Source organism: Siminovitchia sp. FSL W7-1587 (assembly GCF_037963795.1).
GTDB lineage: Bacteria > Bacillota > Bacilli > Bacillales > Bacillaceae_C > Siminovitchia > Siminovitchia thermophila.
Map to the genome: position 1 here is coordinate 4358556 of NZ_CP150169.1, position 14527 is coordinate 4373082.

The following is a 14527-nucleotide window of genomic DNA, read 5'->3' on the forward strand; positions in this document are numbered from 1 at the left end:
TCACCATGGGGGTGGGCTAATGGAAAATTTTTACAAAGAAGATCCCATTTTAAAGAGGCTGTTAAAGAGTTTACTGCCACCTGATTTTTTTCATTGGGCAGACAAGGAATTAGAAGATTACGGTGCTTTATGTGCCGGAAGCATTGATATCCGGGCTATTCATTCCGACCGGGATGGGGCGCCAAAACTGATTAATTATGACAAAATGGGAAATGAAGCTTCAAAGGTTTGGCTGAATGAAGGATATAAAAAATCTGTTGAAGAGACGTATCGTACCGGCGTTGTCGGCTATATCCACAAAGAGATTCCGGAATTAGGAATAAAGGGAAATTACGGCTATTCCTATGCGCTGAAATACTTACTTTCACAAGCTGAACCGGGTTTGGCCTGCCCTGTGACTCTTACAAAAGCCACCGCATATTTGATCGACCATTATGCTTCGGAACCATTGAAATCAACCTATTTACCGCATGTCATTTCAACCGGCGAAGTGGAGTTGTATGAAGGGGCGACTTTTTTAACAGAGCGTCAAGGTGGGTCTGATGTGGGCGCAAACGAATTGAAAGCGGTGAAAGCCGGTGATTCTTATCTCATTACCGGAGAAAAGTATTTTGCAAGCAATGCCGGTGTGTGCGGAATTGCGATGGTATTAGGCCGATTGGACGGTACGCCGGCCGGAACGAAAGGATTAAGCCTGTTCCTAATTCCTTGGGAAGAAAATAGAGCCCAAGGGCGGCTAAGAATCCGCCGTTTAAAAGATAAGCTTGGGGTAAGGGCAGTCCCTTCGGGGGAGGTGGAATTTAATAAAGCGATCGGCTATTTAGTCGGGAAAGAAGATAAAGGGTTTTCTTATATGATCGAAGCCTTGAATCTTTCGAGGGTGTCCAACGCTGTTGCGTCTGTCGGAATCATGCGCCGGGCGTTGCGGGAAGCAAAAAATTATGCATACAGGCGGGAGGCGTTTGGCAACCGTTTAACCTCATATCCTATGATCCAATGTACGCTAAGTCAAATGACTGCTAAGCAAGAGATAGAATTACAGGCTATTTTTGAAGTAATCAAGCGTATGGATGTCGTGATGGGACTGGAAACAAAAGATCAGGCTTCGCAAAGAGACAAAATATTATTCCGATTATATGTGGCTATTATGAAAAAGGAAACAGCTGAACAGGCGATCCGCTTTGCACATGAAGCCATTGAAATACACGGTGGAAATGGGTATATTGAAGACTTCGTAACACCGAGGCTGCTACGTGACGCACAGGTGTTGACTGTTTGGGAAGGTACTGCAAACATCCTTGGACTTGAAGTGTTGCGTTTAATCATGAAATATGAGGCTGATCAAATATTTGCGGGAGAAATGAGAAGGAAGTTGTCGGACATTAAAAAGAAAATCGTCCACCCAATAGCCACTTGGATTCCGTTAATGGAAAGACAAATAGAAGACTTATTAAAAAAAGTTGAACAGGTAAGAGAGCTTAATAGCGATTTACAAACATTTTATTGCAAAGCATTGGCGGAAAGGATGGCTATTCTTTTTGAAAGTGTCATAGCCCTCGAATCCTGTGCTCAAGGAGATGAGCGGCAAGAAGCCATTTTAGAGATTTACTTGCGTTCCGTATGGAAGCAAGATGAATTTCAGCAAAACCCTGTTGAATTGGCAAAGTTTCAGGAAGTGATTGCTTTGTAGCGGCAGCAGGGGAATCCATTCAAAACGGAAATGGAGATATTTTAGACTCCCGTTGACCCTATTCTATAATGGAGAACAACTTCAAGCTTGCAAGTATCGGTAAAGCGTACGGCAATCCCATGAAAAGACCAAGTGAATGTAAAGGTATCTTTACACTGACTTGGTTTTTTGCTATTGCGAATGTAAAGATAACTTTACATTCCGATGGGGGATTGATCATGAGGGTGATAAATCATATTCGAGAAATTCGCCAAAAAAAAGGCATCACTCAAATGAAAATGGCGGAAGATTTACAAGTGACACGTCAAACAATAAATGCTATTGAAAAAAACAAGTATAATCCCAGTTTAGGGTTAGCGTTAAAAATAATCGCCTATTTTAATATGCCCATTGAAGAAATCTTTATTTTGGAGGAGGATGACGAATGAATGTAAAAGATAGAAAAAATGGGGGGCGTTGTTAGAAAAGTGGACCCCATTTTTTATCATTGTTTGTACATTTACAGGTGCTGTTCTCAGCTCGTTTCTTTTTTATTATTTTCAGGGAGAATTTCCTTATGAAGTGTTTACAGGTGGTTTCATAGCAGCGATCATTTTAACAGTGATCCAAGTGGTGAAGCAAAGGAGCAAAAAAAATAACCTTCCTGAAGCAGATGAACGGGTTATTCACAATGTTTTCCGGTTTTTTTCATATGCGTCACACATTGCCCTAACTATTATATTTATAGCTGTGGCAGTTCTCACCCTTTTAGGCAATGAATCGGTTTCCATTTTTTACTTATGGATCATATTCTTTTCATATATTTGGGTTACAGCGATTGGGGTTTTTTTCATCAAAAGATCGTAACTGGCAATAGGAAAGCATCATTAAAAACGGAAAAAGTTGACTGAAGCATAATTGAAGTCGAAGGCCTTTTCGAAAAGGCGAAATCATTTTAAAGAATTCGTGCATCCTTCCCCATATCATAAAATCTATCAAGCCACAGTATCATGTTTTGCAAACAATAACGTGATTGCTTCAAAAATCTGTTATATAACAAAATGAGCGAGTTGTCTGATTGTGTCAATTATACTAATATAGATAGTATACAACATGATTTTCTGGCGTAATCAATGATGGCATGGGAAAGGAAGAGCTGCATGAATACGGAACAGGCAAGAAATACGAGATTTCAAAAAGCCGGCCGGGAAGAATGGGTGGAAGCGGCCAAAAAATCACTTAAAAAAGATACGATCGGCCATCTTTACAAAAAAACGTATGAAGGCATTACATTGAATCCCTTGTACACCAAAGCAGATGCTGTATGCGTAGATCAATATCCGGGCGAAGGTTCTTATGTGCGGGGATTTCATGCCGCAGAGCGCCAAAGATGGCGCATCTCCCAAAGAATCGCTCATTCCGATTGGAATGAGTTGAAAAAACAAATCGGTTTGGCGCGTCAACGTGGACAGGATACGATTTCTTTTGATCCGGATCAATTAAACAATATGGAAGAACTCAGTTTTACAGCATTAAATGACATTGTTGCTTTACATCAAGCACCTTTATTTGTTTTGTCAAAATCAAACTATCCTTTGATTGCCAGAAAGCTTTTGGAATATAAGGGGGGCGGGATTTACGGGGCTGTAGCCACTGATATAATCAGTTCCCACCTTCAGGCAGGCCGATTAGTCGATATGCAGGGAGAAGAAATAGATAGCTGGCTGTCTGCTGTTCAAGAACTGGATGAACAATACCCTGAAATAAAAACGATCTTGGTTGATGTGGAACCATACAATGCGGGCGGCGGGAACGCGGTTCAGGAATTGGGGACTGCTTTGGCAACTGCTGTATTTTATCTAGAAAAGATGAAAGAGATTGGCTGGCCGCCGGAAAAAACAGCTAGTAAATTGCTCTTTAACTTTGCCATTGGCAGCCAATTTTTTATAGAAATCGCGAAACTCCGCGCATTTCGGATGTTATGGAAAACGCTTTCGGGTGCATATGGAATGTCAAATGATCAGAATAAGGTTCTTGTCAGCGCCGAAACCTCGGAGTTCACGAAGTCTGCCATTGATCCGTATGTGAATATGCTCCGGGCCGGTAGTGAAGCGTTTTCGGCGGTCGTTGGGGGCGTTGACTTTTTGCATGTCGCTCCTTTTGACTATGTGACAGCCGAATGGAACAGCTTTTCGGAGAGAATAGCCAGAAATACGCAATTACTGCTGAAACATGAATCTTATCTGGATAAAGTGGCTGATCCTTCAGGAGGCTCCTATTATATCGAGTCGTTAACAAAGGGTTTGGTTGAAAAAGGCTGGGCTTTCTTTTTGGAGATTGATAAAAACGGAGACATCACGGAGTCTCTACAATCAGGCTGGCTACAAAAACAAATAAAAGAAACGGCACATCAAAGACTAAAAGATTCGGAGACCCGGAAACAATCCATCATTGGCGTAAATGTATATGCCGTTAGTACTGAAAATGTGGAAGAACCGCTTTCGCGAAAAAATCTTGGAACGGATTGCGACTCCATGCGTGTGGAACCACTGCCAAGACTGCGGCTTTCCCAAAGCTTTGAAAATATAAGAAAAAGGACGAAAAATCTGGCCAACAAAGGCTTTTTACCTGAAGTGGGCCTTATAGGTCTGGGGCCATTAAAAGAATATAAGCCGCGTGCCGATTTTGCAGACGGGGTGCTTGCCGCAGCCGGCATCCGGGCGCAATGGAGCAATGACTGTCATTCGCTTGACGATATGAAGGCCTTTATTAAAAAGAAACAGTATAAATACTACTGTCTTTGTGGGTCGGACGCCATGTATCAGCGATTGGCCGCCCAAATAGCGCATTGGTTGAAGGAGCACATTCCGGGTGTCCACGTAGACATAGCAGGGCGTTATGCAAATGAAGAACTGGCAGCACTCGGATTGGACGGAACCCTTTATTCGGGCCAAAATATGTACGAAAAACTGTCCGGGCTCCTCAGCAGCTGGGAGGATGAGATCAATGGATAAAAAACCGGAATTCCAAACCATTCAGCCAATATTTCAATATGAAAATACTACGGCTGAAACATTCAGTATTGAAAATGCTTTTGAAACAAATGAGCATATTAAAGTGAAGCCTTTATATACAAAAGAGGATCTGGCCGGATTGCGATTTGTGGACACGATGCCCGGGATAGCTCCTTATACAAGAGGACCTTATCCAACCATGTACGTGAATCGCCCTTGGACGGTTAGGCAATATGCCGGATTTTCCACCGCCGAAGAAAGCAACGCCTTTTACCGGCGGAATTTAGCGATGGGTCAAAAAGGCTTGTCGGTGGCTTTTGATCTGGCGACGCACCGCGGATATGATTCAGACCATCCACGGGTGGAAGGCGATGTGGGAAAAGCGGGAGTTGCCATTGATTCCATTCTTGATATGAAAATATTGTTCGACGGAATTCCGCTCGATCAAATGTCGGTATCGATGACGATGAACGGTGCGGTTTTGCCGATCATGGCTTTTTATATCGTAACGGCGGAGGAGCAGGGGGTCAAAAAAGAGCAGCTTGCCGGAACGATCCAAAATGATATTTTAAAAGAATATATGGTGCGGAACACATATATTTATCCACCCGACATGTCCATGAGAATTATCGGAGATATTTTTGAGTATACGTCCAAGCATATGCCCAAATTCAACAGCATCTCGATTTCCGGCTACCATATGCAGGAAGCCGGTGCTCCCGCGGACATTGAACTTGCCTATACGCTTGCGGATGGTTTGGAGTACGTAAGAACAGGCCTTCAAGCGGGCTTGGATATTGATTCCTTTGCACCGCGCCTTTCGTTTTTCTGGGGCATTGGGATGAATTATTTTATGGAAGTGGCAAAGTTGCGGGCCGCCAGAACGATGTGGGCCCAGCTTATGAGTCCGTTTCAACCGAAAAATCCGAAATCATTGGCGTTAAGGACACACAGTCAAACGTCCGGATGGAGTCTAACGGAGCAGGATCCTTTTAACAATGTCATCAGGACGTTAATTGAAGCTCACGCAGCAGTGATGGGGCATACCCAATCCCTCCATACAAATGCGCTTGATGAGGCAATCGCCTTGCCGACAGACTTTTCGGCGCGGATCGCCCGGAATACGCAATTGTTTTTGCAGGAGGAAACGGGTATTACAAATGTCATTGATCCTTGGGGCGGTTCTTATTATGTCGAATCTCTCACCCAGGAGCTTATGGATCGGGCGTGGCAACATATCAACGAGATAGAAGATTTGGGCGGCATGACGAAAGCAATCGAGACCGGTCTTCCGAAAATGAGAATTGAAGAAGCCGCAGCAAGAAGGCAAGCCTATATCGATTCAAAGAAAGAAACGATTATCGGTGTTAACCACTATCCAATCGACGAAGAAGAAGAAATTGACATATTGGACATTGATAATGAAGAAGTACGAAGAAGACAGCTTGAGCGCATTCAGCAGTTAAAACAAAATCGATCTGAAGAAAAAGTCCAAGCGGCTTTACGCATGTTAACCGAATGCGCGGAAAAAAACGATGCCAACTTGCTTGAGCTTGCCGTGGAAGCCGCCCGGGCAAGAGCAACCCTCGGTGAAATCTCTGGAGCCATTGAAAAAGCATGTGGCAGGCATAAAGCGGTGATCCGCTCGGTATCTGGCGTTTACAGCTCCCATTATTCTAATGAAGAAGAAATCAGGGTCGTCAAAAAGATGGCGGATGAATTCCTGGAAAATGAAGGGCGAAGACCACGCATACTAATCGCCAAAATGGGGCAGGACGGACATGACCGCGGGGCAAAAGTGATCGCGACCGCCTTTGCAGACCTTGGTTTTGATGTAGACATCGGACCATTGTTTCAAACACCGGAGGAAACAGCCAAACAAGCGGCAGAAAACGACGTTCATGTGATCGGTGTCAGTTCATTGGCTGCCGGCCATAAAACACTTCTGCCCAAGCTGGTAGAGGAATTAAATAAGTTGGGGAGAGGGGATATCGTTGTTGTCATTGGCGGAGTCATTCCACCAGGGGATTACGAGTTTCTCAAAAAGCAGGGGGCATCCGCGATTTTTGGACCGGGTACGGTCATACCAGTGGCCGCTCAAAAAGTAATTGAGGAAATTTACAGGCGTCTTGGATATGAGGAAGTGGTCGAGATCGATGGATGAGCGGAAATATAGGAAATTTATCAAGCGAAGCCAACTGGAACCAAATGTGGATGAGTACTGCAACAAGGTACTTGACCGTGACCGGATGTTTCTTTCAAAGGCCATTACGTTAATTGAAAGCAATGCGCCCCGCCATGAAAGATCGGCTGGCGAACTGCTCCAGCGTTTGCTTCCCCATACTGGAAATTCGATCAGAATCGGGATTACGGGTGTGCCAGGGGCAGGTAAAAGCACTTTTATTGAAGCATTTGGTCTCATGCTGTGCGAGCTGGGCCATCGTGTAGCCGTGTTGGCGGTTGATCCCAGCTCAGCGATCCGGGGAGGAAGCATTCTGGGGGATAAAACAAGGATGGAACAACTGTCCAAACATCCCAACGCTTTTATTCGCCCCTCGCCTTCCGAAGGCACACTTGGCGGTGTACACCGTAAAACTCGGGAAACGATCCTTGTCTGTGAAGCGGCAGGGTATGATGTCATTCTGGTTGAGACGGTCGGTGTCGGGCAAAGTGAAGGAATTGTAAGGGGAATGGTTGATTTTTTCATGATGCTTGCGATTACCGGGGCGGGAGACGAGCTTCAAGGTATGAAAAAAGGCATCATGGAACTCGTTGATGCTATTATAGTCAATAAAGCGGACGGGGATAATGTGGAACTTGCCAAGAAAACAGCAAGAGAATTTAAGCAAATGTTGCACTTCGTTCAATCTCCAACCAACGGCTGGACTCCACGGGCGCTTCCGTGTTCTTCATTAAAGGGGACCGGAATGGAAGATGTATGGGAGATCATTCAACAATTTGCAAAAGAGACGAAGTCATCAGGTGTTTTTGAAAGCAGACGAAAAAAGCAGGCAAAAGACTGGTTGTACTCGCTCATTGATGCACGGCTGCAAAAGCTCTTCTTTGAGCATGCGGAGATAAAAAAACTATTGCCAAAAATGGAGCATCAAGTGATGAGTGAAGAAATAACGGTTAAAAAAGCCTGCGATCAACTTTTTACTGTTTTTAATGGAAAATAGGATAAGCTTCAACTGTTCGCTCCTTCAATAAAAAACGGACAGCGGCTTGCTGTCCAAAAGACATCTAGGGAGTTTAGGGGTATGGATCTAGATGTATTTATATCTTACCCGCTTTACAAAAAATTAAACCAAAAGTTTCAGCAGTTGAAAAAATATTGAACGAATTGTTATGATAGGCAATAGAAACCCCCAAAAAGGAGCGACAAAAATGAGTATGGATTTTAATATATTTATGAATGATGTAGTTCAAAGAGCGCGTGAAGAAATGGAACAAGCAGGTTATGAGCAGCTAAGAACCCCTGAAGATGTGGAAAAAGCGCTTGGCCGAAAAGGTACAACGTTGGTTATGATTAATTCCGTATGTGGTTGTGCGGGAGGAGTGGCTCGTCCGGCTGCTGCCCACGCCATTCATTACGATAAGCGCCCTGACCATCTTGTAACGGTTTTTGCAGGACAAGATAAAGAGGCTACTGCAAAAGCAAGAAGTTATTTTACCGATTATCCGCCTTCTTCTCCGTCTTTTGCATTGCTTAAGGACGGGAAAGTTTGCACGATGGTTGAGCGTCACGAAATTGAAGGCCACGACCCAATGTCTGTTGTCAACAAACTTCAAAGCTATTTTGATCAATATTGTGATGAAGTTTGATTTTAGTAAAGATGCATGAGTCTTCACCCTCAGCGCAAACTAACAAAAAAGCGTGAGCTCCTCGTTCATCGGCGTCTAGGCTGGCGCACCCCGAATTGGCGACAGGCGTTCTCGACCTGTTTGCGAAAGGGGAGGAACGTCTTTTGCCGATAATGAACTGTCCGTTGGCAGATTCAATCGGTGGCGTCCAGCCGCATCACCTGCACTAGAACGTCCTGTTCGTCGGCAGGTTCAATCGGCGGCGTCCTGTCGCATCACCTGCACTAGAAGTCCTGTTCGTCGGCAGGTTCAATCAGCGACGTCCTGTCGCATCACCCGCACTAGAACGTCCTGTTCGTCGGAGCTGGCAAAGAAAAAAGGTGAAGGCTTTTGCACGCGGTTTTTGTTTTGTGTTTGCTGGCCGGGTCGATCTTTTGGCCTTTCGGGGCGGAAGTGTTACCCGGAGATACGCTCATAATTGTCAATAAAAGAACAAATGAACTGGCTTTAGTAGATCGTGGACAAATTGTTTTGGCTTCTAAAGTGGCAACAGGGGCAAGGAATGAGCTGACTCCTGAAGGGTTGTTTACGATTAAGGTAAAAGCGGTCAATCCATATTATCGTAAAAAGAATATTCCTGGGGGAGATCCGCGTAATCCGCTTGGTTCCCGCTGGATTGGATTTGATGCATGGGGTACGGACGGTAGAACCTATGGTTTGCATGGTACAAACGATCCTTCTTCAATTGGAAGGTATGTGTCCCAAGGCTGTATTCGTATGCGGCGTAAACCGCTTGAAGAGTTATACGAAAAGGTGCAAGCCGGAACAAAAATTTGGGTCGTTCATTCCGACAAATCAATGGAACAGCTTGCTCGCGAAAGCGGGGCAATATAAATCACAAGGCCTCCCCAGGTGCAGGCCTTGTTTTTCATTAGAGCATGAATGACAGCCCGGCCATAACAGTAGTGGTAAGCATGGCTAACAGCATGAGAAAAATAATGACACGCTGGACTTTTTTATTGGACAAGTGTTTTCACTCCTTGAAACCGATTCTAATATTATTTTATAACCTATGACTCATTGAGACAAGCATGGTTGATTTTTTTCCAAAGTAAGTCCGGACAAAAAATGATGTGAGAGGTGCGAAATGAATAAAGTAGACCACATCGGAATAGCGGTCCAGTCGATTGAAGATGCCCTGCCTTTTTACACGGAACAACTCGGCCTCCAATGTATGGCCATCGAAGAAGTAGTGTCCCAGAAGGTGAAAGTTGCGTTTCTTGATGCCCATAATGTTAAGATTGAACTGTTGGAACCGCTTTATCAAGATGGTCCCATTGCCACATTTCTGAAAAAGCGCGGTGAAGGAATTCATCATATCGCATTTGGTGTAAGTTCGATTCAGGAGCGTATTAACGCTTTGAAGGAGAAGGGGATTCGGATGATAGACGAGTCGCCCAGAAGGGGAGCCGGCGGAGCGCTCGTTGCCTTTATGCACCCCAAGTCGGCGCATGGAGTGTTGTATGAACTTTGTGAAAAAGAGGATCAGGGGGAGAGGTAAATGGCTGATATATACGACAAAATAAATGAACTGTATGATCGGCGCATGGATGCGCAGCTTGGCGGGGGAGATGAACGGATCGCAAAGCAGCATCAGAAAGGAAAGTTGACCGCACGAGAAAGAATCGAGCTGTTATTGGATCCCGGGACATTCGTAGAGTTGAACCCCTTTACTGAACACCGTTCATCTGATTTTGGCCTGGAGAAAACAAAATATCCGGGAGATGGTGTTGTTACAGGATATGGTAAAGTCAATGGCCGTCCCGTGTACCTTTTTTCTCAGGATTTTACAGTTTTCGGCGGGGCTTTGGGCGAGATGCATGGTGAAAAAATCGCCAAGGCGATGGATCTTGCCGCCCAAAACGGGGCGCCATTTATCGGGTTAAATGATTCAGGAGGCGCCCGCATCCAAGAAGGAGTCGTCTCTCTGAATGGCTACGGGCATGTTTTTTATCGGAACGCCATTTATTCAGGGGTGATTCCGCAAATTTCCGTGATTATGGGTCCGTGTGCCGGTGGTGCTGTTTACTCACCAGCCATTACTGATTTTGTGTTTATGGTCGATAAAACGAGCCAAATGTTTATTACCGGCCCAAAAGTGATCGAAACGGTGACAGGTGAACAGATTTCATCCGAGGATTTAGGTGGATCAAAGGTACATAATACGATTAGCGGAAATGCCCATTTCCGCGGAAAAAGCGAAGAGGAAGTCTTGTCAATGGTGAGACAGCTTCTTTCCTACTTGCCTCAAAATAATGAAGAAGCACCTCTTCAAAGTGCTTGGGATGAATCGGATGATTATTGCCCGGATTTGGCTGATGCTGTTCCCTATGATGCCATCAGACCGTATGACGTCCGAAATGTGATCAGCCAGGTTGTGGATGAAGGGACTTTTTTTGAAGTGCAAAAGGAGTTTGCCAAAAATATTGTCATTGGCTTTGCCAGGATTCGGGGAAAAGTGGTGGGACTTGTTTGCAACCAGCCGAAATTTCTGGCCGGAGGGCTTGATATTGACTCATCGGACAAAGCGGCGCGGTTTATTCGCTTTTGCGACTCATTCAATATTCCGATCATCACATTTGAAGATGTGACTGGATTTTTCCCGGGGATAAAGCAGGAGCACGGCGGAATCATTAGGCACGGAGCCAAAATTTTATACGCCTACTCTGAGGCGACGGTTCCTAAAATTACTGTTATTTTAAGAAAGGCATATGGTGGTGCCTATGTGGCGCTCAACAGTAAATCGATAGGTGCCGATCTCGTATTTGCCTGGCCGAATGCGGAAATTGCGGTCATGGGCCCTCAAGGCGCAGCAAACATTATTTTTGCCAGGGAAATCGAGCAAAGTGATGATCCGGAAGAAACGAGAAACAAGAAGATTTCGGAATACAAGGAGAAGTTTGCCAATCCTTATGTGGCAGCGGCAAGGGGAATGGTCGACGATGTCATCGACCCGCGCGAAACACGTATCAAAATCGTTCAAGCATTGGAAATGCTCGGCAATAAACGGGAAGAAAGGCCAAAGAAAAAACACGGTAATATTCCTTTGTAATATAAACTAGTAAACGGAGGCCATATAAATGACAAAAGTGAATGAAAAACGGCTGCTGGATGAATTTATAGAGTTGGTCCAAATTGATTCGGAAACGAAAAATGAATCCGCGATCGCCCAAGCGCTCACTAAAAAGTTTCAAGATCTGGGCGTAGAGGTGTTTGAAGACGATGCGGCAAAGCTGACAGGCCATGGAGCCGGAAACTTGATTTGTACATTACGGGGAACAAAGGATGAAGCAGACCCGATATATTTTACTTCACATATGGATACAGTTGTGCCGGGCAATGGAGTAAAACCATCCGTTCAAGACGGGTATGTGGTCACTGATGGAACAACTATCCTTGGAGCGGACGATAAAGCCGGGCTTGCGGCAATGCTGGAATCCATTCGGATTTTAAAAGAAAACAACATTCCCCATGGGGATATTCAATTTATTATTACGGTTGGAGAAGAATCCGGTCTCGTCGGTGCAAAAGTGTTGGATCCAACGCGTATCAAGGCAAAATACGGCTTTGCTTTGGACAGTGATGAAAAAGTCGGCAATATCATTGTTGCCGCGCCTACCCAGGCAAAAATAAAAGCCGTTATCCATGGAAAAACAGCCCATGCCGGAGTGGCGCCTGAAAAAGGGGTTTCAGCCATCACGATTGCCGCAAAAGCAATTGCCAAGATGCCTCTTGGCCGTATCGACAAAGAAACAACTGCCAATATCGGGCGATTTGAAGGAGGACAAGCGACGAATATTGTTGCGGACCGGGTAGATATTTTGGCTGAAGCCAGGTCGCTTGTGGAAGAAAAAATGCTTGCTCAAACGGAAAAAATGAAAAGCGCTTTTGAAACAACCGCTGAAAAAATGGGTGGAAAAGCGGAAGTTGACATTGAAATCATGTATCCCGGTTTTAAATATTCGGACGGAGACCATGTTGTAGAAGTGGCTAAAAAAGCGGCTGTAAGCATCGGCAGGGAGCCCAAACTGTTGACGAGCGGCGGTGGAAGTGATGCCAATGTGATTGCCGGATTTGGCATTCCCACTGTCAACTTGGCGGTTGGCTACGAGGAAATTCATACAACGAATGAGCGGATGCCCATAGCGGAGCTGGTAAAACTGACTGAAATGGTTGTGGCCATCGTTCAAGAAGCGGCTGAAACCTGTTAAAAGCTGATGGAGATGAGGGAGTTTTATCCGAAAAAAGGTCGCGTCATTTTACATGTCGACATGAACAGCTTTTATGCATCGGTTGAAATGGCATACGACCCATCCCTAAAAGGCAAGCCGCTCGCGATTGCCGGAGATGCAAAACAGCGGAAAGGCATTGTTGTAACATGTAGCTATGAGGCCCGAAAATATGGTGTCAAAGCGCCGATGCCAATTTGGGAGGCGAAAAAGCTGTGCCCGCAGTTGATTGTGAGAAAGCCGAACTTTGACAGGTACAGGCTTGTATCCAAAGCGATGTTTGATATTTTACGCACATTTAGCATGCTAGTGGAGCCGGTATCGATAGATGAAGGCTATATCGACATTACTCATGGTCATGAGTTGGGGACCCCCGTGCAAATAGCTAAAAAAATTCAAACGAAGATCACGAATCAATTGGACTTGCCTTGCAGCATTGGTATTGCTCCCAATAAGTTTTTGGCCAAAATGGCATCAGGCATGAAAAAGCCGCTTGGCATAACGGTCCTCCGGAAAAGAGATATACCGAGTGTTCTTTGGCCTTTGCCCGTCATCGAAATGCACGGAATCGGCGAAAAAACCGCGGAAAAACTGGCTTCCATTAAAGTTTTTACGATCAAAGATCTTGCACATGCACACGACATGCAATTGCAAGCAGCGATCGGCATCCGGGGCATCCAATTGAAAGAGCGGGCAAACGGTGAAGACACAAGAAAAGTGGATCCGAAGGCCATGTCCCTCCACAAAAGCGTCGGAAACTCGATGACGCTTCCCAGAGACATATCGAATCAAGCGGAACTGTTAGGCGTTCTGAAGAAGCTTGCGAATAAAGTCGCTAGCCGGTTAAAAAGAAAAACATACGTGACGAACAATATAGCGATCATGATCCGCTATAACAATTGGGAAACGGTCACAAGAAGCTGTACATTGCCCAACCCGGTCTCTGCGGCCGGAGATGTTTACCAGGCGGCAAAAACACTGTTCATCAAACATTGGAATGGGAATCCGGTCAGGCTGTTGGGGATCACCGGCCAGGACGTCATAAAAGCAGATCAAGCATTCGAACAGCTTGATCTGTTTTCCTACGAAAGAGAAGCAAAAAAGGAGCCCCTCTATGACGTGATCGATGAAATAACGAAAAAGTATGGGCCCTCCAGTATAAAAATGGGGATAGATCAGGAAAAAGAGGAATCATGACCTTCTTCTTCCCAACCATTTTTTAATGAGTGAAAGGAAAAATCTTTTTTTCTTTTTTGGTTGTTTGGGAGCTTCTTTTGATTTTTTGGTAATATAAATATGTTCCTTGTCGATGGCATATGGATAGGCAAGCACCAGTCCGATATTTGTGCGGAACTCTTTGTTATTTACGATTGAATAGGAGATGTTTTGTGCGCGTGCCGCTTTCACATAATCAGAGAGAAAAGAATAATTAAGCTCCCCGTTTAGTAGTAAAATTGCACTTGGATGTTCTTTCATGCATTGTATCAGTTCCGGGTATACGCCCGGCTCCATGACTTGGCTTTTGGTGAGGGCGACGATTACCCTTTCCCTGAGTGTTCCGAGAAACTTCTTTCTTTCTTCCGGTTTTGTATCTTTCGGGCCATACATTCCTTTTTCTAAATAGTCCTCTACTGTTGCACGTTTCAAAGAGCAACACCTCCACGATAATATATTCAGGCAGGGAGCCCCAAGTGCCAATGTATGGCCTGCTGCTTTGTTTATGGTAAACTATAGAAAAAATGAAAAGGGGG

At 44.9% G+C, this 14527-nt stretch carries 14 protein-coding genes; 12 read left to right on the forward strand and 2 right to left on the reverse strand.

The features are described from left to right. Positions 1-19: 19 nt before the first annotated feature. The 8 genes from NST31_RS20480 (at position 20) to NST31_RS20515 (ending at position 9381) form a co-directional block, all read left to right on the forward strand. Positions 20-1690 (forward strand): acyl-CoA dehydrogenase family protein, encoded by a 1671-nt coding sequence (locus tag NST31_RS20480; protein ID WP_339162943.1) that lies wholly within the window; start codon positions 20-22, stop codon positions 1688-1690. Between the two features lie 218 nt (positions 1691-1908). Beyond that, a complete protein-coding gene (locus NST31_RS20485) occupies positions 1909-2118 on the forward strand; it encodes a helix-turn-helix transcriptional regulator (protein WP_339162945.1) in 210 nt (69 codons plus the stop codon). Between the two features lie 28 nt (positions 2119-2146). After that, on the forward strand, positions 2147-2536 hold the full coding sequence (locus NST31_RS20490) for a hypothetical protein (RefSeq protein ID WP_339162947.1): 390 nt from the start codon (positions 2147-2149) through the stop codon (positions 2534-2536). A gap of 293 nt (positions 2537-2829) precedes the next feature. Continuing rightward, positions 2830-4683, forward strand: coding sequence for a methylmalonyl-CoA mutase family protein (locus NST31_RS20495; protein WP_339162949.1), 1854 nt, complete (start codon positions 2830-2832; stop codon positions 4681-4683). Next, on the forward strand, positions 4676-6847 hold the full coding sequence (scpA, locus tag NST31_RS20500) for a methylmalonyl-CoA mutase (protein WP_077111313.1): 2172 nt from the start codon (positions 4676-4678) through the stop codon (positions 6845-6847). Before NST31_RS20495 ends, scpA begins: the two co-directional genes overlap by 8 nt. Further along, a complete protein-coding gene (gene meaB / locus NST31_RS20505; protein WP_083717466.1) occupies positions 6819-7862 on the forward strand; it encodes a methylmalonyl Co-A mutase-associated GTPase MeaB in 1044 nt (347 codons plus the stop codon). Before scpA ends, meaB begins: the two co-directional genes overlap by 29 nt. Before the next feature lie 208 nt (positions 7863-8070). After that, the gene (locus tag NST31_RS20510; protein ID WP_077111309.1) at positions 8071-8508 is read left to right on the forward strand and encodes a BrxA/BrxB family bacilliredoxin; all 438 of its coding nucleotides are present in this window, start codon (positions 8071-8073) and stop codon (positions 8506-8508) included. A 387-nt stretch (positions 8509-8895) separates the two neighbouring features. Further along, positions 8896-9381, forward strand: a complete 486-nt coding sequence (locus tag NST31_RS20515; protein ID WP_339165633.1) for a L,D-transpeptidase — start codon at positions 8896-8898, stop codon at positions 9379-9381. Between the two features lie 37 nt (positions 9382-9418). Here the strand turns inward: NST31_RS20515 and prli42 are convergent, their stop codons facing one another. After that, positions 9419-9514, reverse strand: coding sequence for a stressosome-associated protein Prli42 (prli42, locus tag NST31_RS20520; protein WP_171973878.1), 96 nt, complete (start codon positions 9512-9514; stop codon positions 9419-9421). Positions 9515-9634: 120 nt separating this feature from the next. Between prli42 and mce the strand changes: the two genes are divergently transcribed. The 4 genes from mce to NST31_RS20540 are packed head-to-tail and all read left to right on the forward strand — an operon-like array spanning position 9635 to position 13973. Next, complete coding sequence (mce, locus tag NST31_RS20525; protein WP_339162952.1) at positions 9635-10048, forward strand: methylmalonyl-CoA epimerase; 414 nt, start codon at positions 9635-9637, stop codon at positions 10046-10048. After that, complete coding sequence (locus NST31_RS20530; RefSeq protein ID WP_339162954.1) at positions 10049-11599, forward strand: acyl-CoA carboxylase subunit beta; 1551 nt, start codon at positions 10049-10051, stop codon at positions 11597-11599. A 28-nt stretch (positions 11600-11627) separates the two neighbouring features. Further along, a complete protein-coding gene (locus tag NST31_RS20535; RefSeq protein WP_339162957.1) occupies positions 11628-12758 on the forward strand; it encodes a M20/M25/M40 family metallo-hydrolase in 1131 nt (376 codons plus the stop codon). 12 nt (positions 12759-12770) lie between these two features. After that, positions 12771-13973, forward strand: coding sequence for a DNA polymerase IV (locus NST31_RS20540; protein WP_339162959.1), 1203 nt, complete (start codon positions 12771-12773; stop codon positions 13971-13973). Here NST31_RS20540 and NST31_RS20545 read toward each other — a convergent pair. Next, positions 13968-14423, reverse strand: a complete 456-nt coding sequence (locus tag NST31_RS20545) for a YueI family protein (protein WP_339162960.1) — start codon at positions 14421-14423, stop codon at positions 13968-13970. The genes NST31_RS20540 and NST31_RS20545 overlap by 6 nt on opposite strands. Positions 14424-14527: the final 104 nt, after the last annotated feature.

Excerpts from the sequence above, each read along its gene's own strand:
- NST31_RS20535 (WP_339162957.1), top strand. The coding sequence starts at position 11,628 with ATGACAAAAGTGAATGAAAAACGGCTGCTGGATGAATTTATAGAGTTG.
- NST31_RS20485 (WP_339162945.1), top strand. The coding sequence starts at position 1,909 with ATGAGGGTGATAAATCATATTCGAGAAATTCGCCAAAAAAAAGGCATC.
- meaB (WP_083717466.1), top strand. The coding sequence starts at position 6,819 with ATGAGGAAGTGGTCGAGATCGATGGATGAGCGGAAATATAGGAAATTT.
- NST31_RS20540 (WP_339162959.1), top strand. The coding sequence starts at position 12,771 with ATGAGGGAGTTTTATCCGAAAAAAGGTCGCGTCATTTTACATGTCGAC.
- scpA (WP_077111313.1), top strand. The coding sequence starts at position 4,676 with ATGGATAAAAAACCGGAATTCCAAACCATTCAGCCAATATTTCAATAT.
- NST31_RS20480 (WP_339162943.1), top strand. The coding sequence starts at position 20 with ATGGAAAATTTTTACAAAGAAGATCCCATTTTAAAGAGGCTGTTAAAG.
- mce (WP_339162952.1), top strand. The coding sequence starts at position 9,635 with ATGAATAAAGTAGACCACATCGGAATAGCGGTCCAGTCGATTGAAGAT.
- NST31_RS20510 (WP_077111309.1), top strand. The coding sequence starts at position 8,071 with ATGAGTATGGATTTTAATATATTTATGAATGATGTAGTTCAAAGAGCG.
- NST31_RS20530 (WP_339162954.1), top strand. The coding sequence starts at position 10,049 with ATGGCTGATATATACGACAAAATAAATGAACTGTATGATCGGCGCATG.
- NST31_RS20495 (WP_339162949.1), top strand. The coding sequence starts at position 2,830 with ATGAATACGGAACAGGCAAGAAATACGAGATTTCAAAAAGCCGGCCGG.